The 26,058-nt window shown below is 69.5% G+C and carries 26 protein-coding genes; 8 read left to right on the forward strand and 18 right to left on the reverse strand.

Annotation, left to right across the window (positions count from 1 at the left end; all coding sequences use genetic code 11):
• Positions 1–3: 3 nt before the first annotated feature.
• The 4 genes from OL358_RS02215 to OL358_RS02230 are packed head-to-tail and all read right to left on the reverse strand — an operon-like array spanning position 4 to position 3,513.
• On the reverse strand, positions 4–429 hold the full coding sequence (locus OL358_RS02215) for a molybdenum cofactor biosynthesis protein MoaE (protein WP_264708306.1): 426 nt from the start codon (positions 427–429) through the stop codon (positions 4–6).
• The gene (locus OL358_RS02220; protein WP_264708307.1) at positions 429–908 is read right to left on the reverse strand and encodes a molybdenum cofactor biosynthesis protein B; all 480 of its coding nucleotides are present in this window, start codon (positions 906–908) and stop codon (positions 429–431) included. The genes OL358_RS02215 and OL358_RS02220 overlap by 1 nt, the downstream gene beginning before the upstream one ends.
• A 41-nt stretch (positions 909–949) precedes the next feature.
• A complete protein-coding gene (locus OL358_RS02225) occupies positions 950–2,842 on the reverse strand; it encodes a DUF853 domain-containing protein (protein ID WP_264708308.1) in 1,893 nt (630 codons plus the stop codon).
• 5 nt (positions 2,843–2,847) lie between these two features.
• On the reverse strand, positions 2,848–3,513 hold the full coding sequence (locus OL358_RS02230; protein ID WP_264708309.1) for a phosphatase PAP2 family protein: 666 nt from the start codon (positions 3,511–3,513) through the stop codon (positions 2,848–2,850).
• 78 nt (positions 3,514–3,591) lie between these two features.
• On the opposite strand from OL358_RS02230, the gene OL358_RS02235 reads away from it, so the two are divergent.
• Together OL358_RS02235 and OL358_RS02240 are read left to right on the forward strand one after the other, a co-directional pair.
• Positions 3,592–4,098 (forward strand): nitroreductase family deazaflavin-dependent oxidoreductase, encoded by a 507-nt coding sequence (locus tag OL358_RS02235; RefSeq protein WP_264708310.1) that lies wholly within the window; start codon positions 3,592–3,594, stop codon positions 4,096–4,098.
• Positions 4,095–4,586 (forward strand): nitroreductase family deazaflavin-dependent oxidoreductase, encoded by a 492-nt coding sequence (locus tag OL358_RS02240; RefSeq protein ID WP_264708311.1) that lies wholly within the window; start codon positions 4,095–4,097, stop codon positions 4,584–4,586. Before OL358_RS02235 ends, OL358_RS02240 begins: the two co-directional genes overlap by 4 nt.
• Position 4,587: 1 nt before the next feature.
• Here the strand turns inward: OL358_RS02240 and OL358_RS02245 are convergent, their stop codons facing one another.
• Positions 4,588–5,934, reverse strand: a complete 1,347-nt coding sequence (locus OL358_RS02245) for a multidrug effflux MFS transporter (protein ID WP_264708312.1) — start codon at positions 5,932–5,934, stop codon at positions 4,588–4,590.
• A 338-nt stretch (positions 5,935–6,272) separates the two neighbouring features.
• Between OL358_RS02245 and OL358_RS02250 the strand changes: the two genes are divergently transcribed.
• Positions 6,273–6,989 (forward strand): DUF3105 domain-containing protein, encoded by a 717-nt coding sequence (locus OL358_RS02250; RefSeq protein WP_264708313.1) that lies wholly within the window; start codon positions 6,273–6,275, stop codon positions 6,987–6,989.
• Between the two features lie 7 nt (positions 6,990–6,996).
• Complete coding sequence (locus OL358_RS02255; RefSeq protein ID WP_264708314.1) at positions 6,997–7,671, forward strand: DUF305 domain-containing protein; 675 nt, start codon at positions 6,997–6,999, stop codon at positions 7,669–7,671.
• 98 nt (positions 7,672–7,769) lie between these two features.
• Here OL358_RS02255 and OL358_RS02260 read toward each other — a convergent pair whose 3' ends face one another.
• From OL358_RS02260 to OL358_RS02270, 3 genes are all read right to left on the reverse strand, one after another.
• Complete coding sequence (locus tag OL358_RS02260; protein WP_264708315.1) at positions 7,770–8,747, reverse strand: carbohydrate ABC transporter permease; 978 nt, start codon at positions 8,745–8,747, stop codon at positions 7,770–7,772.
• Positions 8,744–10,096 carry a carbohydrate ABC transporter permease gene (locus OL358_RS02265; RefSeq protein ID WP_413631331.1) on the reverse strand — a complete coding sequence of 451 codons (1,353 nt, stop codon included), beginning with the start codon at positions 10,094–10,096 and terminating at the stop codon, positions 8,744–8,746. Before OL358_RS02265 ends, OL358_RS02260 begins: the two co-directional genes overlap by 4 nt.
• Before the next feature lie 122 nt (positions 10,097–10,218).
• Positions 10,219–11,553 (reverse strand): ABC transporter substrate-binding protein, encoded by a 1,335-nt coding sequence (locus OL358_RS02270; RefSeq protein ID WP_264708316.1) that lies wholly within the window; start codon positions 11,551–11,553, stop codon positions 10,219–10,221.
• 242 nt (positions 11,554–11,795) lie between these two features.
• Between OL358_RS02270 and OL358_RS02275 the strand changes: the two genes are divergently transcribed.
• Complete coding sequence (locus OL358_RS02275) at positions 11,796–12,833, forward strand: LacI family DNA-binding transcriptional regulator (RefSeq protein WP_264708317.1); 1,038 nt, start codon at positions 11,796–11,798, stop codon at positions 12,831–12,833.
• An 81-nt stretch (positions 12,834–12,914) separates the two neighbouring features.
• On the opposite strand, the gene rplL is transcribed toward OL358_RS02275, so the two are convergent.
• From rplL to OL358_RS02300, 5 genes are all read right to left on the reverse strand, one after another.
• Positions 12,915–13,298, reverse strand: coding sequence for a 50S ribosomal protein L7/L12 (gene rplL / locus OL358_RS02280; RefSeq protein WP_263797916.1), 384 nt, complete (start codon positions 13,296–13,298; stop codon positions 12,915–12,917).
• Between the two features lie 48 nt (positions 13,299–13,346).
• Entirely contained in the window at positions 13,347–13,835 is a 489-nt protein-coding gene (rplJ, locus tag OL358_RS02285; RefSeq protein WP_264708319.1) for a 50S ribosomal protein L10, read from the reverse strand.
• A gap of 372 nt (positions 13,836–14,207) precedes the next feature.
• The gene (locus OL358_RS02290; RefSeq protein WP_264708320.1) at positions 14,208–14,591 is read right to left on the reverse strand and encodes a hypothetical protein; all 384 of its coding nucleotides are present in this window, start codon (positions 14,589–14,591) and stop codon (positions 14,208–14,210) included.
• 591 nt (positions 14,592–15,182) lie between these two features.
• Positions 15,183–15,551 carry a hypothetical protein gene (locus OL358_RS02295; protein WP_264708321.1) on the reverse strand — a complete coding sequence of 123 codons (369 nt, stop codon included), beginning with the start codon at positions 15,549–15,551 and terminating at the stop codon, positions 15,183–15,185.
• 604 nt (positions 15,552–16,155) lie between these two features.
• Positions 16,156–16,578, reverse strand: coding sequence for a hypothetical protein (locus OL358_RS02300; protein ID WP_264708323.1), 423 nt, complete (start codon positions 16,576–16,578; stop codon positions 16,156–16,158).
• A gap of 318 nt (positions 16,579–16,896) precedes the next feature.
• Here OL358_RS02300 and OL358_RS02305 point away from each other — a divergent pair, with 318 nt between their 5' ends.
• A complete protein-coding gene (locus tag OL358_RS02305; RefSeq protein ID WP_264708324.1) occupies positions 16,897–17,400 on the forward strand; it encodes a hypothetical protein in 504 nt (167 codons plus the stop codon).
• A gap of 149 nt (positions 17,401–17,549) precedes the next feature.
• Here OL358_RS02305 and OL358_RS02310 read toward each other — a convergent pair whose 3' ends face one another.
• From OL358_RS02310 to OL358_RS02320, 3 genes are all read right to left on the reverse strand, one after another.
• Positions 17,550–18,626, reverse strand: a complete 1,077-nt coding sequence (locus OL358_RS02310) for a winged helix DNA-binding domain-containing protein (protein ID WP_264708325.1) — start codon at positions 18,624–18,626, stop codon at positions 17,550–17,552.
• A 94-nt stretch (positions 18,627–18,720) separates the two neighbouring features.
• On the reverse strand, positions 18,721–20,193 hold the full coding sequence (locus OL358_RS02315; RefSeq protein ID WP_264708326.1) for an NAD-dependent succinate-semialdehyde dehydrogenase: 1,473 nt from the start codon (positions 20,191–20,193) through the stop codon (positions 18,721–18,723).
• A gap of 135 nt (positions 20,194–20,328) precedes the next feature.
• Positions 20,329–22,224, reverse strand: coding sequence for an FAD-binding monooxygenase (locus OL358_RS02320; RefSeq protein ID WP_264708327.1), 1,896 nt, complete (start codon positions 22,222–22,224; stop codon positions 20,329–20,331).
• 124 nt (positions 22,225–22,348) lie between these two features.
• On the opposite strand from OL358_RS02320, the gene OL358_RS02325 reads away from it, so the two are divergent.
• Positions 22,349–23,053, forward strand: coding sequence for an IclR family transcriptional regulator (locus OL358_RS02325; RefSeq protein ID WP_264710217.1), 705 nt, complete (start codon positions 22,349–22,351; stop codon positions 23,051–23,053).
• A gap of 27 nt (positions 23,054–23,080) precedes the next feature.
• Here the strand turns inward: OL358_RS02325 and OL358_RS02330 are convergent, their stop codons facing one another.
• Complete coding sequence (locus OL358_RS02330; protein ID WP_264708328.1) at positions 23,081–23,380, reverse strand: hypothetical protein; 300 nt, start codon at positions 23,378–23,380, stop codon at positions 23,081–23,083.
• 147 nt (positions 23,381–23,527) lie between these two features.
• On the opposite strand from OL358_RS02330, the gene OL358_RS02335 reads away from it, so the two are divergent.
• Positions 23,528–25,180: a thiamine pyrophosphate-binding protein gene (locus OL358_RS02335; protein WP_264708329.1), complete on the forward strand. Its 1,653-nt coding sequence runs from the start codon at positions 23,528–23,530 to the stop codon at positions 25,178–25,180.
• A gap of 108 nt (positions 25,181–25,288) precedes the next feature.
• On the opposite strand, the gene OL358_RS02340 is transcribed toward OL358_RS02335, so the two are convergent.
• Positions 25,289–26,050, reverse strand: coding sequence for an enoyl-CoA hydratase/isomerase family protein (locus OL358_RS02340; protein WP_264708330.1), 762 nt, complete (start codon positions 26,048–26,050; stop codon positions 25,289–25,291).
• Positions 26,051–26,058 lie beyond the last annotated feature (8 nt).

Below are 26,058 nucleotides of genomic sequence, written 5' to 3' on the forward strand. Positions count from 1 at the left end.
GGGTCAGCCGCCGAGGCCGAGCCAGGTGGCCGTTCCGTCGGACTCGACCTGACGCTTCCACACCGGCAGTCCGGTCTTGATCGTCTCGATGACGGCGCGGCACACCTCGAACGCCTCCGCCCGGTGCGCCGCCGCCACCGCGATGACCACGGCGGCGTCTCCGACCTCGAGCCGACCCACGCGGTGCGACACGGCCACCAGGGCACCCGTGCCGCCCACCGCGTCCTCGGCGATACGGCGCAGCGCCGCCTCGGCGTCGGGATGCGCGGAGTACTCGAGCGCGACCACCGGGGTCGCGGCATCCGGATCGTGATCCCGAACGCGCCCGACGAAGGTCGTCACCGCGCCCGCCGCCGCGTCGTCGACGGCGGCCAGGTGCGCGTCGAGATCGAGGGGCTCGGCGCTGATCGCCGCGAGACGCACCGGCATCAGTGGTCGCCCCCGCCGAGCTGGTCGAGCACGTGCCCGGCGACCGACAGCAGCACCGGCATCCCCGACGCGACACCGCGCGGAGAGCCGGGGAGGTTCAGGATCAGCACGCCGTGAGGATCGGCGACGCCCGCGATCCCGCGCGTGAGCATTCCGGCGGGCTTCTCTGCGGCGCCGCGACGGCGGAGCTCCTCGGCGATGCCGGGGACCTGTCGCGTGATCACCCGCAGCGTGCCCTCGGGGGTCTCGTCCCGCGGCGCGACACCCGTTCCGCCGGTCGTCACGATGAGCTTCACCCCCGCGAGGATCTCGGCGTTGAGCGCGCGCTCGACGCTTTCGGCGCCATCGGGCACCACGACCGCATCGGAGCACTCGAAGCCCGCCTCGCGCAGCGCCGCCACCGCGACGGGGCCGCTCTCGTCGGGACGCTCACCCCGGGACGATCGGTCCGAGACGGTGATGACGGCAGCGCGGGTCATGCCCCCAGCCTAGAGATCGCCCGCCGAGCCCGGGCCGTCGCTCAGCGGCGACCGGTGCCGAAGATCCCGCGGATGACACCGCCGAGGATCGTCTGGGTCGACTTCGAGTTGAGGATCTGCTCGATCGGCGACTTCTGTGCGCTGCGCGACGTGCGGGTGGTTCCCTGCGTCTTCTTGAGCAGCCGCTCGTACTCCTGCTGAGCCTTCTTGTCGGCCGCGGCCTGCGCCTTGTCGATCGCGGCCCGCTGCTTCGCGAACTCGGCGTCGGCCTTCGCTTTCGCGAGCGCCGCCTCTTCCGCCGCCGCCGCGTCGTCGGCCGCCTTCATCTTCGCCGTGAGGATCTCGCGCGCGGACTCGCGGTCGATCGCCGTCCCGTACTTCGCCAGGAGCGGGGATGCCTTCACGGCGGCGTCGATCGCCGGGTCGGGCGTCGGCGACATGAGGCCCTGCGGCGCGCGCAGGCGCGTCCACGCGACGGGGGTCGGCGCTCCCTTCTCGCTCATCACGGTGACGATCGCCTCGCCGGTGCCCAGCTCCTGCAGCGTGCGCTCGAGGTCGTAGCCGGACTTCGGGTACGTGCCAACGGTCGCGCGCAGCGCCTTCGCGTCATCGGGCGTGAACGCGCGCAGCGCGTGCTGCACGCGCGAACCGAGCTGCGCGAGCACGTCGGACGGCACGTCCTTCGGCGTCTGCGTCACGAAGAACACGCCCACGCCCTTCGAGCGGATGAGCCGCACCGTCTGCACGATGGCCGACAGGAAGTCCTTGGAGGCGTCCTTGAAGAGCAGATGCGCCTCGTCGAAGAAGAACACGAGCTTCGGCTTGTCGAGGTCGCCGACCTCGGGGAGGATCTCGAACAGCTCCGCGAGGAGGTACATCAGGAAGGTCGAGAACAGCGCCGGCTTGTCGACGACGCCGGGCACCTCGAGGAGGCTGATCACCCCGCGACCATCGGCAGCCACGCGCAGGAAGTCGGTGACCTCGAACTCCGGCTCGCCGAAGAACACGTCCGCTCCGTCGTCGGCGAACGTGATCAGCTCGCGCAGGATCACTCCGGCGGTCGCGGCCGAGAGCCCGCCGAGCTCCTTGAGCTCTGCCTTGCCCTCCTCGCCGGTCAGATACGTCAGCACGGCGCGCAGGTCCGAAAGGTCGACCAGCGCAAGACCCTGCTGATCGGCGTAGTGGAACACCAGGCCGAGACTCGACTCCTGCGTGTCGTTGAGCCCGAGCACCTTGCTCAGCAGGAGCGGGCCGAACCCCGAGACCGTCGCCCGCACGGGTACGCCCTTGCCGATGCCCCCGAGTGCGAAGTACTCGGTGGCCGACGCCTCGGGCTTCCAGTCCTGCCCGATCGCCTGCGTGCGCGCGAGCAGCTTCTCGCTCGGCTCACCCGGCGTTGCGACGCCCGACAGGTCGCCCTTGATGTCGGCCGCGAACACCGGCACGCCCTTCGCGGCGAGCTGCTCGGCGAGGCCCTGCAGGGTGCGCGTCTTGCCCGTGCCGGTCGCGCCGGCGACGAGCCCGTGCCGGTTCATCATGCCGAGAGGGATGCGCACCTGCGCGGCAGGCACTGGATCGCCGTTGACCACCGCGCCGAGATCGAGGGTGGCACCCTCGAAGCTGTACCCCGCGGTGATCCTGTCGATGTCGGCCGCGGTGAGCGGGCCCTCGTGCGTCGTCGAGGGAGCGGGCTGCGCCGTGGCGGCCGGCGCTTCGGCGGGGGTGGCCGCTTCGGGCACGACCTCGGCGGGTGCGGCATCCGGCGATCCCGCGGCAGCCTTTGCCTTCGCGGCCTCGGCCTGCGCGGCAGCGAGCGCGGCCTTCGCCTGTGCGGCTTTGAGCTGTGCTTCGGCGGCCTCCGCCTCGGCGGTGAGCCGGGCGAGTTCCGCCTCGGCTGCTGCGACGGCGGGATCGGGCGTCTCGGGCGCGGTCATGCCGCTCAGCCTAGCGAGGCCGCTTTCTCGACCGCACGGGCCTTCTCGCGCGCCATCGGCACGGCGAAGGCCGCCGCCACCAGCAGTGCCGCGCCCGCTCCGAGCAGCGCTCCGCCGACGGTGTCGCTCAGCCAGTGGGCGTGGAGGTACGTGCGGCTGAACGCCATGAGCACCACCCAGACGGCGCCGACGACGGCCACCCACACGCGCGGGAAGATGACGAAGAGGGCCACGGCGAGCGTCGTGGCATTGGCCACATGCCCCGACGGGTATGAACCGTGGTCGGTCACGACGATGATGTCCTCGGGGCGGACCCGGCCGAAGAGATGCTTGAGCGCCTGCACGCCGCCGGCCGACACCGCCTCCGCGGCGAGGAAGTACGCCGCTGCCCACGGCCGCCGAACGACGATCAGCGCGACGGCGCCGCCGATGGGCACGGCGAGCACCCCGAACCAGCCTCCGCCGAGCCAGTTCATGACGCGGGAGAACCCGGTGAGGACCGGCGAGTACCACTCGGCGACGAGCGCGTTCCACCAGGTGTCGATCGCGAACGGCGTCTCGCCGCGCGTGAAGATCCAGAAGCCGAGCCCGCAGGACAGGGCGACCAGCACGAGGCCGGTCACGAGGTAGCCGATCGCGGGGCCCCGTCCCGGCTTCCGCTCGTCGCTCATCGCCCTATTGTGCACGGCTGTGGGCGAGAACGGGCCGGATCGTCACGCGCGCCCGCACATCGAGGGCATGATGTCGGAATGAGCAGCGTCACCGATGCCGTCCGCGCCGTGATCGCGCCGTTGACCCGCACGCGCGTGTTCCGGCGCTTTCTCGGGCCGCTCCTGCTGCCCCCGCTCGAGCGGGTCGTCACGTGGCTGTCTCACGGTCGCGTCCAGGTGAGCGGGCTGCTGGTGCCGTCGCTCGTGCTGCACACGCTCGGCGCGAAGTCCGGCGAACCGCGCGATGCGCCGCTCATGTACTGCCCCGACGGTCGGGGACGCGCGATCGTCGCGGGGACGAACTTCGCCGGGGCGCGGCATCCGGCATGGACGGCCAACCTGCTCGCGCATCCGGATGCCGAGATCACCGTGCGGGGTGTGCGCATGCCCGTCCGGGCGAGCCCGGTCCCTGACGACGAGCGCGACGCCGTCTGGGCGCGCATCGAGCGGCAGTGGCCGGGGTACCGCAACTACGAGCGGCAGTCCGGACGCACGGTGCGGCTGTTCCGGCTGCAGCCGGTGCGGGCGCGGGAAGTGAGCCGATGAGCGTCGTCGACGTGGTGCGCGCCGTGATCGCGCCGGTCACGCGCACGTCCTGGTTCCGGTGGTTCGCGCGGACCGGGCTCCCGCCGGTCGAACGATTCCTGTCGCGGATCACCGGCGGCCGCGCGCAGCTGACCGCCTTCCTCGTGCCGTCGCTCGTGCTCCACACGGTCGGCGCCAAGTCCGGCGTACCGCGCGACGCCCCGCTGATGTACACGGCCGACGGCCGGGGCCGTGCCCTCGTCGCCGGCACGAACTGGGCCGGGGCGCGGCATCCGGCGTGGACGGCCAACCTGCTCGCACATCCGGATGCCGAGATCACCGTGCGCGGGCGCCGTATGGCGGTGCGCGCGATCCCGGTGCCGGACGACGAGCGCGAGGCCGCGTGGGCGATCATGGAGGCGCAATGGCCCGACTACCGGGAGTACGAGCGCGACTCCGGCCGGACGGCTCGCATCTTCGTGCTGCAGCCCGTGAAACGGCCCGACTGAGTCAGGGCGCGAGTCGCTCGACCGTGCGCGGGCGCACGATGAGCCACAGGGACAGCACGCCGATCACGGCGCAGCCGGCCATGACGACCGCCATCGTGGTCGCGGTGATACCGGATCCGGCGGAGATCCATCCGACGAGCGGCGTGATGATCCCCGCGACGCCGAAGTTCGACGCCCCGATGATCGACTGCGCGGTCCCCGCGGCCTTTCCGTGCCGGTCGAGCGCGAGCACCTGCACGCACGGGAACGTGAACCCGCACGCGGTCATGAAGACGAAGAGCGGCACGATGGTGCCCCAGAGTCCGAGTCCGAGCTGGTCGGTGACGATGATGGCGGATGCTGCCACGACGAGCACCGCGGTCGACCAGGCCATCACCCACTGGGGCCCGTAGCGCGCGGCCAGCCGCGCGGCGACCTGCACGCCGAGCACGACGCCGAGCGAGTTGGCGGCGAAGAGCAGGCCGTACTGCTGCGGGTCGAAGCCGTAGGTCTGCTGGAACAGGAACGACGACGCCGACAGGTACGAGAACAGGCCGCTGAAGGTCATGCCGCCGATGATGAGCACGCCGACGAAGACGCGGTCCGTCAGCACGCTGCGATAGCGCTGCCATACCGTCGTCGTGCCCTTCTCGCTGCGGCGAGCGGACGGGAGGGTCTCGGGGATGAAGATCGCGGCCGCGACGAGCATCACGCTTCCGTAGACGCCGAGCACGACGAAGATGCCGCGCCAGGGCATGACCAGCAGCAGCGCCGACCCGACGAGCGGCGCGAGCACGGGGGCGACGCCCGACACGAGCGCGAGGCGCGAAAGCATCACGACCAGGCGGCGCCCGCCGAAGAGGTCGCGCACGACGGCCGCCGCGATCACGCCGCCCGCGGCCGCACCGGCGCCCATGAACACCCGGGCGAGCGAGAGCAGTTCGAGGTTGGGGGCGAGCGCGGCGGCGACGCTCGCCACGACATGCAATGCGGTGACGGCCAGCAGCGGCACCCGGCGGCCGACCTTGTCACTCAGCGGCCCGACGACGAGCTGACCGAGCGCGAAGCCGACCATCGTGCCGGTGAGCGTGAGCTGGATCGCGGTCGCGGTCGTCTGGAACTCCGACTCCAGCACCGGGAACGCCGGCAGGTACAGATCGATCGTGAACGGCCCGAGCGCGGTCAGCGCGCCGAGCAGCACGATGTAGAGCACGCGGCGGCGGTGCGGAATCGAGTCGCCGGGGTGCAGGACGATCGGCGCGGTGGCCGGGTTCGGCCCGAGCGTGCGGATCGCGCCCGTGGACGACGGGTGCGCAGCGGTGTCGCCTGCGGCGGGACGCTGGGTGGGGATGGAGGCGGTGTCGAGCAACGTGGGATCTTCTGTTCGGCGGCGATGCGGGAGGCGTCGACGCCGGTCATCCGGCTCAGGCGCGCACTGTGGGGGAAAATCGAATCGATTCGACGTTCATTGTATCGGATGCTTCCGCCCCACCCGCAACGCCAGGAGCACTCACTCGCCAAGACACGCCGGGATCGCGCACCCGCTCGCGGCGTGTCTTGGCGAGTCGAGATGCCGACGTTCAGTGGGGTACTGTCGGCGCCTTCCCAGACCGCCTCTCATGCGCTCGCATAGGATTGTCGTGTCCTGTCCCCTGCCCGCGGACCGCAAGACGCGCCACGCCGGGTGCCCGAGCCGAGATCACGATCATGACCCCGACACCCCCGAGCCCCACCGACAAGCGAGCGAGCGGAAACCCCGCCAAGCAGGCCGAGATCAACCTCACCATCAAGCAGCAGCGCGAGCAGAAGCGCCAGGAGAAGCTGGCCGAGTACCAGAAGCAGCTGGCCAAGCGCCGCCGCAGCAAGCTCGTGTGGTGGGTGGTCGGCATCACGGCCGCCGTCGTCATCATCGGCCTCATCGTCGCGTCGATCGTGTTCGCACCCGCGCCGCCGAAGGCCTACACGCCCGGCGGCGAGGGCGTCGAGATCGAGGGCGTCCAGACGTACGAGAACGAGACCCAGCACGTCGAGGGCACGGTCGACTACGAACAGTCGCCGCCCGCCGGCGGACCGCACAACGCGGTGTGGCTGAACTGCGGCATCTACGACCAGCAGGTGCCGAACGAGAACGCCGTCCACTCCCTGGAGCACGGCGCCGTGTGGGTCACGTACAACCCCGACGACATCTCGGGAGAGGACCTCGAGACGCTCGAGAGCCACCTGCCCGACACCTACGTCGTCCTCTCGCCCTACGAAGGCCTCGACGCGCCGATTGCCCTGACGAACTGGAACCACCAGCTCAAGGTCGATTCGGCCGACGACGAGCGCATCTCGCAGTTCTTCGAGGAGTACTGGCGCAGCGCCGACGTGCCCGAGCCCGGCGCCGCGTGCACCGGCGCGCTGGACGCACCCGGCAAGCGCTGATCCGGCCATGACCGACGAGCCGACCCCCACCGCGCCCGGCCGGCGCTGGTGGGTGGTCGCGCTCGTGCTCCTCGCGATCGCCGCACTGGCTTTCGCGATCGGCAGGTTCTCGACCTTCGGCGCCCAGAGCCAGGGCAGCGCGCCCGCCACGACCTCGCCCGAGGCCGGATTCTCCCGCGACATGCAGGTGCACCACGCGCAGGCCATACAGATGGCCATGGAGATCTACCGCAAGACCGACGACCCCGAACTGCGCGTGCTCGCCTACGACATCGCGACGGGCCAGGCGGCCCAGCGCGGTGAGATGTACGACTGGCTCGTGAAGTGGGGTCTGCCGCAGAGCGGCGAGCCGATGATGTCGTGGATGAGCGGGGCGGGCGACGGTCACGCCCACGGCGGCACGTCCGATGAGCCGCTGACCGAAGAAGAGGCGCACGCGGCGATGGGCATGGCGACCGGCGAGGAGCTCGCCGCGCTCGAGGATGCGACCGGCCAGGAGGCGGACTGCCTCTTCCTCGAGCTCATGATCCGCCACCACGAGGGGGCGATCCCGATGGCGGAGGCGCTCCTCGAGCTCGGCTCCGATCCGCGCGCGCTGCAGGTCGCTCAGGCCATCAAGGACGGTCAGACGGCCGAGATCGACGCCATGGAGTCGATGCAGGCCCGCCTCGGCTGCGGCTGAGCCCGGCGTCGCGGGGCGGCGCCCGCGACGGCGTGCGGACACGACGACGGCGCGGCGCCCGGGCCCCCCGGACGTGCGCCGCGCCGTGTCGCGTCTCGTCAGCCCTTCGTCGCGCCGGCCAGGAGCCCTCGCACGAAGAACCGCTGCAGGGCGAAGAACACGATCAGCGGGAAGAGGATCGTCAGGAACGTGCCCGCCGCCTGCAGGAACCACTGGTTGCCCCACGTGCCCGACAGCGACGCCAGCGACTGCGTCATCGGCAACGATGACGACGGCGCGAAGATCGTCGCCACGAGCAGGTCGTTCCACACCCAGATGAACTGCAGCACCGCGTACGACGCGAGAGCGGGGGCGGCCAGCGGGATGATGATCCGGAAGAAGATCTGCCCGTGTCCGGCCCCGTCCACGCGCGCCGCCTCGATCACCTCGTGCGGGATCTCCGCGATGAAGTTGTGCAGCAGGAACACCGCCAGCGGGATCGCGAAGATCGTGTGGGCGATCCAGATCGTGGCGAAGCTGCGATCGACATCGCTCATGTCGAGCCCCGGGAAGATCGTCACCCCGTTGATCGTGAGCCCGCGCGAGAAGAGGCTGAGCAACGGCACCAGCGCCATCTGGAGCGGCACGATCTGCAGCGCGAAGACCGCGACGAACAGGACGCTCTTCCCCTTGAAGTTGATCCACGCGAACGCGTAGGCGAGCATCGAGGCGACCGCCATCGCGAAGAACGCCACGGGGATCGTGATGGCCAGCGAGTTCACGAACGACTCCGCCAGCGTGAGCGTCGTGCCGCCGGCTGTGAGGGCCGCCTTGTAGTTGTCGAGTGTGAACTCCGGGTCGGTGAAGACCGTCCACCAGCCGGTCGACTGCACGTCGGCGGGCGGGCGGAACGACGTGACGAGCAGGCCGAACGTCGGGATCGTCCAGAAGAAGGCGATCACGATCGCCGCGATCGTCGCCCCCTTCGACGACAGCCGCTTCTGTGCGAGCTTCTCGTGCTTGGCCGTCTCGCGGGCGACCTGGCGAGCCGTGGGCGCATTCGGATTCGGCTCGATGACCTCCACTCCGACAGTCATCGGATCTCCCTCTGCTTCCTGATCTGGACGACGTTGAACACGATCAACGGGACGACGAAGAGGAACAGCACCACCGCCAGAGCTGCGGAGTGCCCGTAGCTCTGGAACCGCTGCTGCTGATTGACCATCTCGAACGCGAGCACGCTTGTGTCGTTGCGACCGCCTGTCATGACGGCGACGATGTCGTAGATCTTCAGCGCTCCGATGGCGATCGTCGTGAACACCACGACGATCGACGAGCGGATGCCGGGAACGGTGACGTTGCGGAATCGCTGCCACGCGCTCGCACCGTCCAGGGCCGCTGCTTCGATCTGCTCGGTCGGCACGGCCTTGACCGCCGCCGAGAGAATGACCATCGCAAGGCCGGTCTGACTCCAGATGAACACCGCCAGCAGGAGCAGGGTGTTCACGAGCGGGGTCACCGACAGCCACGCGACCGGTGGGAAGCCGAACGCCGTGACGATGGCGTTGAGCAGGCCGACCTGCTCTCCCTGCCGGTAGTCGTACATGAAGCCCCAGATGATGCCGGCACCCACGAACGAGATCGCGAACGGCATGAAGATGAGGATCTTCAGTGCCTTCTCGCCTCGTGCCCGGTCGATGAACACCGCGTACGCAAGACCGATGATCGTCGCGAACGTCGGTGCCACGAGCACCCAGATGACCGAGTTGATGACCGACCAGAAGCCCTGCGGGTTCGTGAACACCCAGACGTAGTTCTCCATGCCGACGAACTCTTTGCCGGACTTGTCGAAGAACGACTGGATGAACGTGGCGATCGCCGGGTAGACCAGGCCGATCAGGAGCAGGATCGCGGCGGGCGCCGAGAACAGGATGAGCTGGTAGAGGAAGCCCGCCCCCTCGCGTGCCCGGTAATCCACCCAGAACAGCACCGCCCCGAGGATCACCGCGATCGCGAGGACGTAGATCACCGCGTTCTGATAGGGCCGCAGCAGCATGAACGCGAGTACCGGGAGCAGGAAGCACGTCGCCAGCCGCAACCAGAAGTAGAACGTGCCTTTGCGCGGCGCGTACTCGATCAGGAGCAGGATCAGTGCCACCACCGCGAAGAACACGACGAGGACGACCGGGATCTGCACGAAGGGGCTCAGATCGCCCAGCCAGCGGAAGAAGCTGTTGAACGAGAAGCCGAGGCTGGTGGGCCGCGTCTCTGTCGGAGGCCGCGTCACCATGAAGAGGAACAGCGCCGCTATGAGGATGAACCCGATCGTGGCGACGATGATCGTGAGGCGGCGTCTCTTCGAGAGGCCCGCCTCCTTCTCATCGGAGTAGTCGGTGCCGGTGCGAGGGGCTTCCGTCGCGTCGGACACCTTGGTCGTGTCGGTCATGGATGCCTTCCGAGTGCTTCATCGGACTGGGATGGAATCAAGGTCGGGACGAACGTGTCCCGACCGGTGGGTGAGCGGGCCGCTCGCGTGGACGAGCGGCCCGCCTCCCCCTGAGTCGGGACTCAGTCGTCGTAGCCGGCCTGGATGTCGCTCAGGACGGTCGCGGTGTCCTTTCCGTCGACCCAGTCGACCATGCCCCGCCAGAACGAGCCTGCGCCGACGGTGGCCGGCATGAGGTCGGATGCGTCGAAGCGGACCGTGGTGTTCGGGTCCTGCAGGAGCGTCATGGCCTCGGTGAGGAACTCGCTCGAAGCCAGGCTCGGGTCGGCGTTCAGGTTGGCGGAGATGTTGCCGCCGAGACCGACGCGGATGTCAGCCCACTCCGGGGTCGACATGTACTCCGCGACAGCCTGCGTCGCAGCGTCGTCGGAGAACAGCGTGACGAACTCGCCGCCGACCTCGATCGTGGCGGAGCCGGCCTCGTAGCCCGGGAGCACGAACGCGTACACGTCGCCGTCAGGTGCGACGTTGGGCGTCGCGCCCTCCGCCGTCTGAACGTCGAGGAAGTTGGCCGACAGGAACGAGGCCTGGTGCGTCATCGGGCAGCTGCCGTCGGCCACCTTGGCCGCGACATCCGCGAACGCCACATCGTTGATGCTCGCCACGTCGCCGAACCCGGCGTTGACCCAGTCGGGGTTCAGCAGGATCTCTCCGACGGCGTCGAATGCATCGGCGATCTCGGGGTCGGTGAACTTCACCTCGTTGGCGATCCACTGGTCGTAGACCTCGGGACCGGACTGGCGAAGGACGAGGTCCTCGATCCAGTCGGTGCCGGGCCAGCCGGATGCCGCCTCGGAGAAGAAGCCGGCGCACCACGACGGGCCACCGGTCGCCTCGGCGATCGTCGCCGTGACATCGAGCAGCTCGTCCCACGTGGTCGGGACCTCGACGCCCCACTCCTCGAAGCGGGCGGGCGAGTACCAGACGTAGCCCTTGATGTTCGCGAGCATCGGCGCCGCGTAGAACACGTCGTCGATGGTGCCGTAGGACTTCCAGTCGGGCGACCAGTTCTCGTCGACGTTGGCCTCGACCTCGGACGAGGCCTCCTGGACCTCTCCGGTGCCCACGAGCGTCCGGAGCAGACCGGGCTGCGGGACGATCGCGATGTCGGGGGCGTCGCCACCCTGGACCTTGGTCACGATGTTGCCCTCGAACGCCTTGTCGCCCGTGTACTCGACGATGACACCGGTCTCTTCGGTGAACGCGTCGAACGACTTCTGCATGTTCTCGGCTTCGATGCCCGTGATGCCGCCGTAGATCGTGACGGTCTCACCCTCGATGTTTCCATCGTCGCCCTCGTCGCCGCCGCCCTCGGCGCAGCCCGCGAGAGCGAGCGCAGCGATGGCGGTCGCTCCGACCGCGGCCAGCATGCGCCGGCGGGATCGCATTGCAGTCATTAGTGCCTCCTCATTGAGTTCCGCGGAGCGGGACTGACTCCGGCTCCGCTGCAGGACCATAGGGAACCGATTCCATGCTCACGCTAGGGGATGGACGGTTTCGACACAATCGCGGTTGATCACAACTCGATAAATACGGGGACGGGGCTGGATATCCGCGGGTTACAACGGCACAATGAGCCCGGAACCGGTTCCACATATCGCACCGATGCGGTGGATCGCCGGGCTGCCGAGGAGGCCTCATGGCGGGCATCGCCGACGTCGCGCGTGCCGCTGGCGTGTCCAAGTCGACCGCGAGCCGTGCGCTGACCGGCGCCGGCTATGTCTCCGACGGGACGCGGGCGAAGGTGCAGGATGCCGCGGCCGCTCTCGGCTACGTCCCCACCACGAGCGCGGTCAGCCTCGTGACCGGTCGCACGCAGACCATCGGCGTCGTCATGCCGACCTTCGACCGCTGGTTCTTCGCGCACGTTCTCGAGGGCATCCAGGACGCGCTGCTGGAGCGCCGCTACGACCTCGCCCTGTACAGCGCTCCCCCGGAGTCGGACGCCAGGCGTGAGATGTTCGAGCACTTCCTCGCCCGCAAGCGATTCGACGGTCTGATCGCCGTGGGCATCGAGCCGAGTGCGCACGAGCTCGAGCGCCTCGTCGAGTTCGGCAAGCCGGTGGTCAGTGTCGGCGGGTACGACGTCGGCACGAATGCCGTCTCGATCGACGACCGCGCCGCCGGTCGCATCGCGACCGAGCACCTCGTGGGGCTCGGGCACCGGTCGATCATCTTCGTCGGCGGCGATCCCGACGGCCGGCGCACCAGTTACGGCGACCAGCAGCGCCTCGACGGCTACCTCTCCGCGATGAGCGACGCGGGGCTCGCGGCATCCGCTCTCCACGTCTCCTCCGAAGTGTCGATGCCCGGCGGATACGGGGCGGCCGTCGATCTGCTCGGCGACCGGCGCACGCGCCCGACGGCGATCGTCGGCGTGTGCGACGAGGTCGCGGTCGGCGCGATCATCGCGGCCCGTCGCCTCGGCATCCGCGTGCCCGACCAGCTCAGCGTCGTCGGCATCGACGACCACGCGTACGCCGAGATGTTCGCCCTCACGACGCTGCAGCAGAAGCCGCACCAGCAGGGACGCGCGGCCGTGCAGCTGCTGCTGTGGCAGCTGGACGATCCGGATGCCCCGACCCACCGCATCTACGAGGCATCGCCTCTCATCGTGCGCAGTTCGACGGCCGCGATCGACGACGAGGCGTCCGCGATCGTCGGCGTCGGCCGCTGATCACGCTCTCGCGCGAGAACGACGAAGGGCCCCGGATGCCGAAGCATCCGAGGCCCTCGCGTACTAGCTGAGCTAGCGGAATTACTTGAGGGTGACCGTAGCGCCGGCCTCTTCGAGAGCGGCCTTGGCCTTCTCGGCGGCCTCCTTGTTGGCGCCCTCGAGGACGGCCTTGGGGGCACCGTCGACGACGGCCTTGGCCTCGCCGAGGCCCAGCGAGGTGAGCTCGCGGACCGTCTTGATGACCTGGATCTTCTTGTCGCCGGCAGCCTCGAGGATGACGTCGAACGAGTCCTTCTCCTCCTCGGCCTCGGCAGCGGCACCCGCGCCACCGGCGCCGGCAACGGCGACGGGAGCAGCAGCGGTGACGTCGAACTTCTCCTCGAACGCCTTCACGAACTCGCTGAGCTCGACGAGGGTCAGGTCGGCGAACTGCTGAAGCAGTTCCTCAGTGGTGAGCTTCGCCATGATGTGTCTCCTAGATAGATGGGGTTGTGAGAAGAGATCGCCGGACGCTTACGCGGCCTCGGCGGTCTCGAGCTTTTCGCGAAGCGCGTCGATGGTCGCGGCAGCCTTGCCCATCGTCGCCTTCATCATGCCCGCAGCCTTCGCAAGCAGAACCTCACGGCTCTCGAGCGAGGCGTACTTGTTGACCTCGTCGGCGGTGAGGGAGTTGCCCTCGAAAACGCCGCCCTTGATCACGAGAAGCGGGTTGGCCTTGGCGAAGTCACGCAGAGCCTTCGCGGTGGCGACGAAGTCGCCGTGCACGAACGCGATGGCCGACGGACCCTTGAGGTCCTCGTCCAGCGACGTGATCCCCGCGTTGTTCGCGGCGATCTTGGTCAGCGTGTTCTTCACCACGGCGTATTCCGCGTCCTGACGGATGTTGTTGCGCAGCTGCTTGAGCTGGGCAACCGTCAGACCGCGGTACTCGGTCAGCAGAACGGCGTTCGAGTCCTCGAAGTTCTTCGTGAGCTCGGCAACCGATGCGTCCTTCTGCGCCATGGTCACTCCTTGTGTGTGTGAGACGCTCCGCGGTGGCGGGGCGCCGGCCTCGACGTCGGCTCATCTGCTCTCGTCACGGCAAAGAAAAAAGCTCCGGCGCAAGCGCACGGAGCAGGATTCGGGAGAATCATTCGTGACACCTGCGCGGGCCCCTGCGATGCAGTGCTTCGATCCCCTGCGCTTGCGCGCGTGGCGATGACCGGCGGTCTTCGGTTGCCACGAGTCTACGCGATGCCCCGATCCGGGCCAAATCGGGGCGACGGCGCCGGATTCATCGCACGAGGAGGACGATCGCGCCCGCGAGCAGCCCTAGCCCGAGCAGCCACGGGAGCATGATCCCGAGCACCACGGCGAGCCCGGCGAGGACGGCCATCATCGCGTCGACTTGACTTGGTCACGCAGCTGCAGCAGGGCGCGGAGCTCCGGGGCGTTCTTCTTGGCGACATTCAACGGCTCGAGGTGATGGTCGTCGACGGTCGCGAATCGGTCGCCGTCGATCACGATCGACCCTTCCCACACCCCTTCGGCCGCGCGACGTCGTGCCGGTCCGGCGACGACCGCCATTGGCTCGGCAATCAGTTGGCCGTGTGCGGTCGCGTCGCCGACGACCCCGGCCAGCGCCCGCCGGAGACGGGTGGGCACCGTGTCGAGGTCTCTCGTGACGTGGAGGGTTGTGCTGCCGCGCATGCCGTTGCCGGTGTGCAGGTCGTCGAGGATGTCCTCGGGACGGGTGTCGAAGTGGCTGTTGACGTGCACCGTCGGCCGTCGACCTGGTGCGCGGTGACCGTTTCCCAGGTGAGGACAGGATCGTGCAGAGAAACCCCGTAGCGGGAGGAGTATCGGATGCCACGAGGCGGACGACGATCCGGGGAATTGGACCACCGCGCCTACGCGTACCTCGAGCGGGGCGTGAAGGAGATCCTCGAGCTCACCTACCTACGCGCGGGCGCCGACCCCGACTGGGAACGCGTCCGCACGAACGGGTGCGACATCACCGACAGCCCGGAGCTTTGGACCACGTATCAGCGCTCTAGGCGCAAAGCGTTCGAATCTCGCGTGGAGGGGTACCGAGCAGGGGGTCTCTTCACCGGCTAGGGAATGGGGAGCGCGGGCTTCGCGCTCACTGGTGGCGCCAGTGGCCACAACGCGGGGCCGCCCCTCTCTGCCCCATCACCAATCATCCCGGCAACGATATCCGGGAGTGGCCGAGGAGTGGTGGGCGCCCAGCAACGGGTGCCCACCACTCGCCGGGGCGGTCGGCCGCGGGCATGGGAACCGACGTCCGACCGGAAAGATCGATCGCACTTGCTTCGCGAGACCCCGCGAGTGCGCGTGTGACCTGTGAGGCTACCCGCCCTGCCCTGGGCCGGCACCGATGACGATCTCTACCCCGGCCGCAGTGCACGCTGCGGACACGCCAGAGATCGCTGCGGCAACGGCTGTGTCGCGTGGATCGAACGTGCCAGCCGATGCTGCGGCTAGCGTCCTCACTTCGTTGGCAGCCTCGTAGATCGCGCCTGGCTCAGCGGGCATGAACTGCCACGCCTCACCAATGGCGTTGGTGACCGCCTGGTACTCGTCTGCAGTGATGGCTCCGGAGTCCAGGTTGAACTCCGCGCGTGAAGCGATGCCGATGAGACTGGCGACCTGACCGCAGGTCAGCTCACCCGATGGCGTCATGTCCGTCGCGGGATCGGTGGTAGCCTCCGGCGTCAACGACTGGCTCGGCGTCGATGTCGCTACCGTCGGAGCGCACCCCACAAGGGCGGCGACAGCAAGGCATGCGAGCGTGACACTGAGAGCTCCGCGGCATCGCCGCAGCTTCACCCGGCTCACAGCGGTGCCGCCGTGTAGTTGTTGTACGAGAGGTTCGCTGTGAACGACAACTGCAAGGAGGAGCTCGAAGTGAATCGGGAATTCATGTAAAAGGTTCCGCCAGGGATCGCCGAAGAGCCGTTTGGTTTCACGAACGCACGCCACGCGGTGTTCGGCGAACCCTCTGCCTTTGCAATCTGCACACCGCTTGTGTTCCGTACCCCAAGCACGAGAGACGCGCCGCCGCCGACGGAGGTGATCTGCGTTGACATGAGGTTGCGGGCGTAGCTGTTCGTTCGCGGTACCCACCATTGCTGTACCTCATTGCCGGCGTGCGTCCCGCGGAGGCTGGCGGTTGCAGCCTGCGATGCGGTCGAGGTTCCCGCGAAGAGGGCTCCCACAAGCAGGGAAGCCAGGAAAACCCGCGTAGCCAAGGGTCGAACCCCACCGCTCGGGCTTGGCCCTGTCAGCAAGACCGTCCCGCGCTGAGCGATTGCACCAGTCATTACTTCGTCACCTCTCCGGTCAGCGACGCACAGTCCGCCTCGTAAATGAGGGCCACGGCGTCGTCCGCCTCGCGGCCAACTGATCTGGCCCACTTCGGCGCACCTGCAATGTACAGGTCGAACTCGGCGCGCGAGCTCTCCGGCAATGAGAGTCGGTACTGCTCGTTGACCTTTTCGAAGCGCGCAGAGTCGATAGGGACCTTCGAGCGCGCAGCCTTGAGCTCAGTGCTGATCCACGAGCAACGCCAAAAGTTCATGACGAAGTGATCCACTAGCGGCGCCTCGTAGAGGTAGACCATGCCCGGCTCTCCATCGAAGAATGTCGGCGGCGTCGAGGGAAAGTTCATTCCCGGCGGGAGCTCGAGCTTCGAAGCGGCTACGGCTTTCGCCCATTCTGTCGAAACCTCCTGACGCGTGAGCATCCGCGGCTCTTCCGTGGGAGTTGCGCTCGAGTCCGAAGAGAGCGCGCTCGAGGCGAAGGCGACACCGGCTGAGCCGAGGCCGAGCCCACTGAGCGCGCAGGCAGTTACGACGCCGATCGCGAACGCTCTGGACCTTCGTCGGGAACGGGGACGGTTGGGCGAGGGTTGCTCCGAGGCCAATTGACGCTCAACTTTCGGTCCGGGGCCGGACTCTGTCGCCGGCCCGCCCATCGACGTGAAGATCAGTGTTCCGAAGCCGACGGGTACCGACGCGGATGCGGTCGCCGCTGGCTTTGCGGATGCTCTGTGGGACAAGGTATGACCATGATTGCGGAGACACCGGCGCCTGCCCGAACGTTTGCTGCTGCGATCGTCTTCACCGCGTTAGCCGCGATCACCTTGGCACTCGCTTGGCTAGGCGCAACGGGCGAAGTCCCTTGGCGGTACAACGCGGACCATCGAGCGCAAATCTGGTGGCAGTACATCACTCTCAGCGTCGTGGCGCTCGGAGCAGTGGGGATGGTCTTGGTGCTGGGCGGACGAGGCAAGGGCCGACTCCCGTGGCCCCGCACGGCTCGTGCGGTCGGGGTCGGACTCGTCGTGATCTCCCTCCTGTGGGGGGCCGCCATCTTCATGTTCGGTCTCATTGGCGGTGACGCAGTCGCGGCGTTCGTCATAGCGGCAGCATCGGTCGCGCCGGCTCTGTCAGTCTCACTGGCCACAGTATGGGTCGGATTCTCCAGCCGACGCCTTGGGGCGATGCTGATCGCGCTCGGAATTCTGGTCTGCGGTGCGATCGCGATGTCCTTCGCGTTCAATTGATCCGCACGGGACTTCGGCGCGGCGAGGTGGCTCATTCGTACACGTCAACGGCCACTGATGCGCAATGTGGAGTGGATTTCGGGCTCAGTCGGATAACGATCTCCCGGTCTACGCGAAGCCCCGATCCGGGCCAAATCGAGGCCGCGCGGCTACGCGGTGATGAAGTCGCGGTACCGGTCGAGCGCGGCGGCGACCTCTTCTGCGGTCGCCGCGCCGGCGGTGAAGAGCTCGGGGATGGGATCGTCGGCGTGACGCCCCACCGCGAGCGAATGGGTCCATACGCCGATGGCCTCTCCGCGCGCGACGATGATCGGCCGCACGATCCCGTTCATGCTCGGTCCGATCGCCCGCAGGAACTCCGGGGCGCACGGAATCGTCCGGTCGGCATAGGAGAGGTAGTACTCCTCGAACGGCGGCAGCGCGACCACCCCGGGAGCTGCGGCCGAGCGCCGCGGCGCCGGCGCGGCGACGTATTGGGGCTCAGGGTCGTCGCCGACGAGGGTGAGGCGATCCGATGCCTGTTCGGCGGCGGTGCGCGAGACTCCGAGCGGGAGCCCCGACCACCAGGAGAAGTCGCGCGCGCCGGCCGGGCCGTGGGAGGCGATGTAGCGGAAGAAGAACTCGGCGAGCGGATCGGCGGGGGACGCGGCATCCGCTACCCACTCCTCGGCGAGGACGATGTACTGCTCGCGCGTGGGCCCGCTCTCGCGCGGGACGACGGGCCCCTGGCAGACGACGACGCGCAGCGAGAGCGCGACGAGCAGGTGATAGCCGCGCTGATGCGCCGTGCTGACGCCGCCGGCGTCGAGCACCGCGAACAGCTCTTTGCGGGTGAGGCGGTTGCCGCCGGCGAGCGCCGCCCGCGTGAGGACCTCGGCGCGGGCGAGCTCGTCGTCGTCGATCGCCTCGGCCCGCCGGACCGCCGCAGCCTGCCGCGCCTGCCGCTCCCCCGTGAGCGAGAGCACCCAGGCGAGGTCCCGCGGCGGGATGACATGGATCGTGCCGCGCATCGTCCACGAACGCACGATCTCTCCGCGGTCGAACGAGGCGTCGACGTCGCGCACGGTGGTGCGCCCACGCGTGCGAGCGGCGAGCGCCCATCGACCGCCCCAGAACTCCTGCCCCTGGGTCGCCAGCATGTGCGACGCCGCCTCGGCGACGGACGCGGCGGGCGCGCTCAGCCGATGCGACCTGAGCCTCGCCTCTCGCACGGACGCAGCATCCATGCCCCCATCATGCCGCGCGCTCCCGACAGACGTCAGTCGCCAAGACACGCCGGCGCATGCCTTCCCCGGCCGGCGTGTCTTGGCGAGTGAAGGGTCAGGCGAAGGGGTTGGCCGTCAGCGTGTACTTGGTCTGGAGGTACTCGTGGATGCCCTCGGCGCCGCCCTCGCGGCCCAGGCCCGACATCTTCCAGCCGCCGAACGGGGCGGCGGCGTTGGAGACCACGCCGACGTTGAGGCCCATCATGCCGGTCTCGAGGCGCTCGATCATGCGCTGACCGCGGGTGAGGCTCTCGGTGAAGACGTAGGAGACCAGCCCGTACTCGGTGTCATTGGCGATCGCGACGGCCTCGTCCTCGGTGTCGAACGGGACGATCGCGAGCACCGGACCGAAGATCTCCTCGCGGAGGATGTCGCTGCCCGGCTGCACGTCGGTGACGACGGTCGGCTCGTAGAACGTGCCCGCCCCCTCGATCTCGTTGCCGCCGGTGCGCACCTGCGCGCCGCGCTGCACGGCGTCGGCGACGAGCGAGGCGGCCTTGTCGACGGCGTCCTGGTTGATGAGGGGGCCGATCGCGACGCCGTCCTCGGTGCCCCGGCCGATCTTCATGCCCTGCACCCGCTCGGTCACCCGGCGCGCGAACTCGTCCGCCACCGACCGCTGCACGATGAACCGGTTCGCGGCGGTGCACGCCTGCCCGATGTTGCGGAACTTCGCCAGCATCGCACCGTCGACCGCCTTGTCGAGGTCGGCGTCCTCGAACACCACGAACGGGGCGTTGCCGCCGAGCTCCATCGACGTGCGCAGCACACCCTGCGCGGACTGCTCCAGCAGCCGCTGACCGACCCCGGTCGACCCGGTGAACGACAGCTTCCGCAGCCGCGGGTCGCGGATGATCGGCTCGGACACCTTCCCGGACGTCGACGTCGTGAACACGTTGACGACGCCCTTGGGGAGTCCGGCGTCCTCGAGCAGCTTCGCGAACGCGAGGGTGGTCAGGGGGGTGAGCTCGGCGGGCTTGATCACGACCGTGCAGCCCGCGGCGAGCGCGGGCGCGATCTTGCGCGTCGCCATCGCGAGCGGGAAGTTCCACGGCGTGATCAGGAAGCACGGCCCGACCGGATGCTGCGACACGATCATCCGCCCGGTGCCCTCGGGGTTCGCGCCGTACCGGCCCTGCACACGAGCGGTCTCCTCACTGAACCACCGCAGGAACTCGCCGCCGTAGCCGACCTCGCCGCGCGCCTCGGCCAGCGGCTTGCCCATCTCGATCGTCATCAGCAGCGCGAAGTCCTCCTTGCGCTCCTGCAGCAGATCGAACGCGCGACGCAGGATCTCCGCCCGCTCCCGCGCCGGCGTCGCCGCCCACGCCGGGAACGCGTCGACGGCCGCATCGAGAGCCGCCTTGCCGTCCTCGGCCGACGCGTCCGCGATCTCCTTCACCACCGCACCCGTCGCCGGGTCGTAGACCTTCAGCGTCCGCCCGTCCGCGGCCGCACGCCACTCGCCGCCGATGAACAGCCCATCGGGCACAGCCGCCAGCAGCTCGATCTCACGGTTCTCGGTCACGGGGACTCCCTCGTCGGTTCCGGATGCCGCGGCATCCCTGTTCGATGACTTCGGGGCAATTCTGCCCCGCGTCGGCCGGTCGGCCGATATACACGACGTACAGCGGCGGGGTTGCGTTCACCCCGCTGGACAGCTTCAGCCGACCGCGTGCTGATCGGTCAGGGCGCCGGCGAAGAACGCGGTCAGCTCTTCGGTCGCCGAGAGCGGCACGACGGCGGCGACGTACTGGTCGGGGCGCACGACGACCACGACCCCGTCGCGCGAGAGCTCGCGCTCGGCGAAGATGTCGTCGGTGCTCCAGGCGCTGGGCGCGGCGGCGTAGACCTTCTCCCAGTCGATGAGCCCGAGCGGACCCGTGCGCGGGAGGAAGACGTCGGGCACGGCCGTGAGGTCGACATCCTCGAACCGCTGCTGGTAGATCGCCTTCACGTCGAACACCGCATCGGCATCGGCTCCGGCTGGAGTGTGCCGCGCGAAGGGCGAGTCCGGCGACGATGCCCAGTCCGCCCAGGCCGCGAGCGCGGAATCCTCGCCCGCCGGAGCGGCGTCGGCGAAGGCGTACACGCGCCAGCGCCCGTCGGCCTTCGCGTGGTGGCCGAGATGCACGACGTTGCCGTCGCACACCCGCACGACCTCGACGGACGCGAAGCGCTTGCCGAGGGGGAAGCCCGCCGCGAGAGGCTGGTGCGCGGCATCCGTCACGACCATCGACGGACCGTACTGGGTCATGAAACCGGACGGGAACTCGGCGGTGCCGAGGTAGAAGGTCGCGAGCTCCTGGGGGTCGGAGATCTCCTCCGGCTTGCGCGCCATGAGCGACGACCACTCGCGATCGAAGTCGATGAGCTGCTGCGCGACCGGCTGACGCTCCGCCGAGTAGGTCTCGAGCAGCGACGCGGGAGCGAGGCCCGTCAGCACGTGGCCGAGCTTCCAGCCGAGGTTGAAGCCGTCCTGCATCGAGACGTTCATGCCCTGACCGGCCTTGGCGCTGTGGGTGTGGCACGCGTCGCCGGTGAGGAACACGTGCGGCGCACGTCCGCCGTCGCCGTCGTCGAAGCGGTCGGTCACGCGGTGGCCGACCTCGTACACGCTGTGCCACGCCACCTGCTTCACGTCGAGCGTGTACGGGTGGAGGATCTCGTTCGCGCGGCGGATGATCTCCTCGATCGGTGTCCGGCGCACGCGGTGGTCGTCGTCCTCGGCCACCTCGCCGAGGTCGATGTACATGCGGCTGAGGTAGCCGCCTTCGCGCGGAATGTGGAGGATGTTGCCCGCCGACGAGTTGATCGCGCATTTGGTGCGCCAATCGGGGAAGTCGGTGTTCACGAGCACGTCCATGACGCCCCACGCGTGCGCCGCGATCTCGCCGACATGCCGGCGGCCGATCGCCTCGCGCACACCGCTGCGGGCGCCGTCGCACCCCGCGACGTACTTCGCCCGCACGGTGCGCTCCTCGCCGGTGCGCTCGCCCGCGGTGTGGCGAAGCCGGACCTCGACCGGGTACTCCCCGGCCTCGTGCACGGTGAGGCCGACGAACTCGATGCCGTAGTCGGGCACGATGCGACCAGGGCCGTGGGCGGCGGCCTCGGCGAAGTAGTCGAGCACGCGCGCCTGGTTCACGATGAGGTGGGGGAACTCGCTGATCTTGAAGGCGTAGTCCTCGGTGCGCGCCGTGCGCACGATGTTGCGCGGGTTCTCGGGGTCGGGTCCCCAGAAGTTCATGTAGGCGATGTTGTAGGCCTCGGCGACGATCCGCTCGGCGAAGCCGAACGCCTGGAAGGTCTCGACGCTGCGGGGCTGGATGCCGTCGGCCTGCCCGAGCACGAGCCGGCCGTCGCGGCGCTCGATCAGGCGCGTGGTGACGTCGGGGAACTGCGACAGCTGGGCCGCCAGCAGCATGCCGGCGGGACCGGAGCCGACGATGAGCACGTCCAGCTCGTCGGGGAGCTCGGCGGGGCGGTCGATGCCGGTGCCGGCGGCGTCCTGGATGCGGGGCTCGCCCGAGACGTAGCCGTGGTGGTGGAACTGCATGCGACTCCTCGTGCGACGTCATCGTTGCGGAAGCGGGACTTCGTGTTCTATATTCGAACGCGTCGTTCTACTATTGAACAGATCGTATACGAAGCGCCCGCCATAGGGCAAGGGAGGTCGCGTGATGGCCGAGAGCGGCGCGCCCGCCTCGCAGACGCTGAGTCGCGGCATCCGGATCCTCGAAGTGCTCGCCGACGCGCGCGAGCCGCTGTCGATCGACGACCTCGCGCGGCGCCTCGACGTGCACCGCTCGGTGGCCTACCGCCTGCTCCGCACGCTCGAGGACCACGGCCTCGTCGCACGCGACGGCAACGGCCGGGTCTCGCTCGGCGCGCGCATGGCCGCCCTCGCGGCGGGCGTCGCGCACGATCTGCAGGCCGAGGCGCTGCCCGAACTCACGGACGTCGCGAACGAGTTCGGCATGACCTGCTTCCTCAGCGTTCTCGACCATGACGAGTGCGTCACGCTCGCGAGCGTCGAGCCCCGGCATTCCGTCGCCTCGGTCGCGCAGCGGCCGGGAACGCGGCATCCGGTCACCCGCGGAGCCCCCGGCAAGGCGATCCTCTCCCTCGTCCCCGGCGCGTCCTGGCCGGCGGAAGCCGCCGCGAGCCTGCGGGACGAAGTGGCGGATGCCGCATCCCGGGGATGGTTCGAGAGCCACGACGAGGTCATCCCCAGCCTGCGAGCCGTCGCCGTTCCGCTCGAACTCCGCGGCCGCGGACCCGCCGCGATCGCGGTCGTCTACCTCGCGAGCCGCCATGAGCCGGCCGAGATCGCCGCGCGACTGACGCGCTCGGCCGCCGTCATCCGCGCGGCGCTCGGGGACTGAGCCGCCCGCCCGATTTCGATCGGCGAGTCAGGCGTAGGAGGTCGCGAACGTCATGAGCATCGCGGCGACGCGCTGCGGCACGCCCGCGAACGCGGCGGCGCGACCGTCGGAGGCCATGTACTCCTCCTCCAGCGCGAGGAAGGCGCTCTCGTCTCCCTCGGCGCTGACCGCCCAGATGAACTCGTTCGTCTCAGGGATGCCGTAGGCGAACTCGATCTCGAAGCCGGCGGCAGGGCGCACATGCGGCATCCACTCCTCCCACCAGTCGACGAAGGCCTCGTACTCCCCTTCGACGAGCGTGTACCGGCGCAGCTGAATGGTCCTCATGCCTCCATCCTGCCGTCTCCGGGGGTGTGGCATACTCGTGTCGTCCGGCGGGAACGACCCTGCCGGTGCTCGAAAAAAGGGCACGCAGCGCGGACGCGCGAGACACATACGGCCTCGAATCCGTTCTCGTCTCGCAGGAGTCCCCTCATGCCGACCGTATCCGCGCACGTCGCGCTCACGCTCGCCCGCCACATCGACCACGTCTTCGGGGTCATGGGCAACGGCAACGCCTACTTCCTCGACGCCCTCGAGCGCTCGACCGGCGCCTCGTTCACAGCCGTGCGCCACGAGGCGGGCGGGGTCGTCGCCGCGGACGCGCACCACCGCGCGTCCGGCCGCCTCGCCGCCGCGACCGCGACCTACGGCGCCGGGTTCACCAACACGCTGACCGCTCTCGCCGAGGCCGTGCAGGCGCACGTACCGCTCGTGCTCGTCGTCGGCGACGAGCCCACGTCGGGCCCGCGACCGTGGGACGTCGACCAGATCGCGCTCGCGTCGGCGGTCGGTGCGCGCACGTACACCGTCGGACGAGCGGATGCCGCCGCCACGACGATCATCGCGATCGAGCACGCGCTCACCTACCGGGTGCCGACGGTGCTGGCGATTCCCTACGACGTCGCGTCGCGCGACGCCGGGCCGCTGCCCGAGGCGCCCGAACCCCGGCTGCCCGCGCCGCTCTCCCCCGCCGGACCCTTCGCGCAGGGAGCGATCGACGATCTGGCGGCGGCGCTGGCCTCGGCGCGGCATCCGTTCCTCCTCGCCGGACGCGGCGCGTGGATCTCGGGCGCGGGCGAGGTGCTCGGCGAACTGGCCGATGCCGTGGGAGCCGTCACGGCCTCGACGGCGCTCGGGCGGGGCGTGTTCCCGCGGACCGAGTACGACCTCGGCGTGACCGGCGGATTCGGGGCGGAAGGCGCGATGGACCTGGTGCGCGAAGCCGACGTCGCGGTCGTGTTCGGAGCGTCGCTCAACCAGTTCACGATGCGCTTCGGCGACCTGTTCGCGCCGGGCACGCGCGTGTTCCAGGTCGACGTCGCACCGGCCGCGACCCACCCGCACGTCGGCGGATACGTGCGCGGAGATGCGGCCGTGGTCGCGCGCGACGTGCTCGCGGCGGTCCGCGACGGCGGCGCCGCACCGAGCGGCTGGAGAGAGTCCGTCGACATCGCCGGAGCGCGGGCATACGACGCCGGAGACGGGCTCGCCCCCGACGGCCGCCTCGACCCGCGCTCGGTCGCGGCGCGCATCGGCGAGCTCCTCCCCGATGACCGCGTGGTCGTGTCGGACGGCGGCCACTTCATCGGCTGGGCGAACATGTACTGGCCCGTCGCCTCCCCCGATCGCATGATGATGATCGGCACCGCGTTCCAGTCGATCGGGCTCGGATTCCCGTCGGTGGCAGGCGCGGCGCTCGCGCAGCCCGAGGCGACCATCGTCCTCACCACGGGCGACGGCGGCGGACTCATGGCGCTCGCCGACCTCGAGACGGCCGTGCGCGTCGCCGGCGGCCGCGGGATCGCCGTCGTGTGGAACGACGCCGCCTACGGCGCCGAGGTGCACCTGTACGGGCTGAAGGGTCTCGCCGAGGATCCGATGCGCATCCCCGAGGTCGACTTCGCCGCGCTGGCCGCCGGCGTCGGCGCCGAGGGCGTGGTCGTGCGCTCGATGTCAGACCTCGATCGCCTCGCCGAGTGGAGTGGACAGGATGCGGCATCCCGCCCGTTCCTCCTGCTCGACTGCCGCATCTCGGGGGCCGTCGTCGCCCCGTACCAGCACGAGATCATTCGCGTGAACTCCTGACGCGCCGCCGAGTCGCCAAGACACGCCGTCGGTCTGCGCGCGATATCGGCGTGTCTTGGCGACTCGAGGTGCGGGAGTGCGCGAGTGCGCGAGTGCGGGAGTGGGCGGTCAGGACCCGGTGAAGACCGGCGGGCGCTTCTCGCCGAACGCGGCGAAGCCCTCGCGGTAGTCCGCGGTGTCGCGAAGTTCGGCCTGGCCGCGGGTCTCGTCGGCGACGACGCGCCACAGCCGCTCGTCGCGGAGCTTGTCGATCAGCCGCTTCGAGGCGAGGAACGCCTGCGTCGGTCCGGATGCAACGCGCAGCGCGCGTTCGCGCGTGAAATCGAGCACCTCGCCGGCATCGACGACGCGGCTGAAAAGTCCGGCGGCGACGGCCTCCGCACCGGTGAGCAGCTCCCCGGTATAGATGAGGTCGAGCGCGCGGTGCGCGCCGAGCCGCTCGTACAGCAGCGCGTGTCCGCCGGAGTCGAGGAGCGCCCCCAGGTTCGCGAACGGCGACCCGACCTTCGCGGTCTCGGCGACGTAGACCACGTCGGTCGCGATCGCGAGCCCCAGCCCCACACCGAGGCACGCGCCGTGCACGGCCGCGAACGTCGGGGCGGGGAAAGCGGCCATGCGCCGCATGAGCGCCTCGACCGCGCCGAGGTAGCCGGACACGTCGTCGGTCGCCGGGTCGACGCCGGCGATGTCGCGACCGGCGCAGAACGCCCGGCCCTCGCCGCGCAGCACCAGCGCGCGGACGCCGGCGGCCTCGGCCTCGGCGTACGCGGCATCCAGCTCCCCCAGCGCGTCGAGCGAGAGGGCGTTGAGCTTCTCGGGGGCGTCGAGGGCGATCTCGGCGACGGCGGCGTCGATCTGCAGCTGGATCATGAGCGGGT

The organism is Microbacterium sp. SSM24 (assembly GCF_025989145.1).
GTDB lineage: Bacteria > Actinomycetota > Actinomycetes > Actinomycetales > Microbacteriaceae > Microbacterium.

Excerpts from the sequence above, each read along its gene's own strand:
- OL358_RS02260 (WP_264708315.1), bottom strand. The coding sequence starts at position 8,747 with ATGACTGTCGGAGTGGAGGTCATCGAGCCGAATCCGAATGCGCCCACG.
- OL358_RS02230 (WP_264708309.1), bottom strand. The coding sequence starts at position 3,513 with ATGAGCGACGAGCGGAAGCCGGGACGGGGCCCCGCGATCGGCTACCTC.
- OL358_RS02270 (WP_264708316.1), bottom strand. The coding sequence starts at position 11,553 with ATGACTGCAATGCGATCCCGCCGGCGCATGCTGGCCGCGGTCGGAGCG.
- OL358_RS02325 (WP_264710217.1), top strand. The coding sequence starts at position 22,349 with ATGGCCGAGAGCGGCGCGCCCGCCTCGCAGACGCTGAGTCGCGGCATC.
- OL358_RS02335 (WP_264708329.1), top strand. The coding sequence starts at position 23,528 with ATGCCGACCGTATCCGCGCACGTCGCGCTCACGCTCGCCCGCCACATC.
- OL358_RS02220 (WP_264708307.1), bottom strand. The coding sequence starts at position 908 with ATGACCCGCGCTGCCGTCATCACCGTCTCGGACCGATCGTCCCGGGGT.
- OL358_RS02215 (WP_264708306.1), bottom strand. The coding sequence starts at position 429 with ATGCCGGTGCGTCTCGCGGCGATCAGCGCCGAGCCCCTCGATCTCGAC.
- OL358_RS02275 (WP_264708317.1), top strand. The coding sequence starts at position 11,796 with ATGGCGGGCATCGCCGACGTCGCGCGTGCCGCTGGCGTGTCCAAGTCG.
- rplJ (WP_264708319.1), bottom strand. The coding sequence starts at position 13,835 with ATGGCGCAGAAGGACGCATCGGTTGCCGAGCTCACGAAGAACTTCGAG.
- OL358_RS02255 (WP_264708314.1), top strand. The coding sequence starts at position 6,997 with ATGACCGACGAGCCGACCCCCACCGCGCCCGGCCGGCGCTGGTGGGTG.
- OL358_RS02235 (WP_264708310.1), top strand. The coding sequence starts at position 3,592 with ATGAGCAGCGTCACCGATGCCGTCCGCGCCGTGATCGCGCCGTTGACC.
- OL358_RS02265 (WP_413631331.1), bottom strand. The coding sequence starts at position 10,096 with ATGACCGACACGACCAAGGTGTCCGACGCGACGGAAGCCCCTCGCACC.
- OL358_RS02320 (WP_264708327.1), bottom strand. The coding sequence starts at position 22,224 with ATGCAGTTCCACCACCACGGCTACGTCTCGGGCGAGCCCCGCATCCAG.
- OL358_RS02330 (WP_264708328.1), bottom strand. The coding sequence starts at position 23,380 with ATGAGGACCATTCAGCTGCGCCGGTACACGCTCGTCGAAGGGGAGTAC.
- rplL (WP_263797916.1), bottom strand. The coding sequence starts at position 13,298 with ATGGCGAAGCTCACCACTGAGGAACTGCTTCAGCAGTTCGCCGACCTG.
- OL358_RS02310 (WP_264708325.1), bottom strand. The coding sequence starts at position 18,626 with ATGGATGCTGCGTCCGTGCGAGAGGCGAGGCTCAGGTCGCATCGGCTG.
- OL358_RS02300 (WP_264708323.1), bottom strand. The coding sequence starts at position 16,578 with ATGCTCACGCGTCAGGAGGTTTCGACAGAATGGGCGAAAGCCGTAGCC.
- OL358_RS02340 (WP_264708330.1), bottom strand. The coding sequence starts at position 26,050 with ATGATCCAGCTGCAGATCGACGCCGCCGTCGCCGAGATCGCCCTCGAC.
- OL358_RS02240 (WP_264708311.1), top strand. The coding sequence starts at position 4,095 with ATGAGCGTCGTCGACGTGGTGCGCGCCGTGATCGCGCCGGTCACGCGC.
- OL358_RS02225 (WP_264708308.1), bottom strand. The coding sequence starts at position 2,842 with ATGACCGCGCCCGAGACGCCCGATCCCGCCGTCGCAGCAGCCGAGGCG.
- OL358_RS02305 (WP_264708324.1), top strand. The coding sequence starts at position 16,897 with ATGACCATGATTGCGGAGACACCGGCGCCTGCCCGAACGTTTGCTGCT.
- OL358_RS02250 (WP_264708313.1), top strand. The coding sequence starts at position 6,273 with ATGACCCCGACACCCCCGAGCCCCACCGACAAGCGAGCGAGCGGAAAC.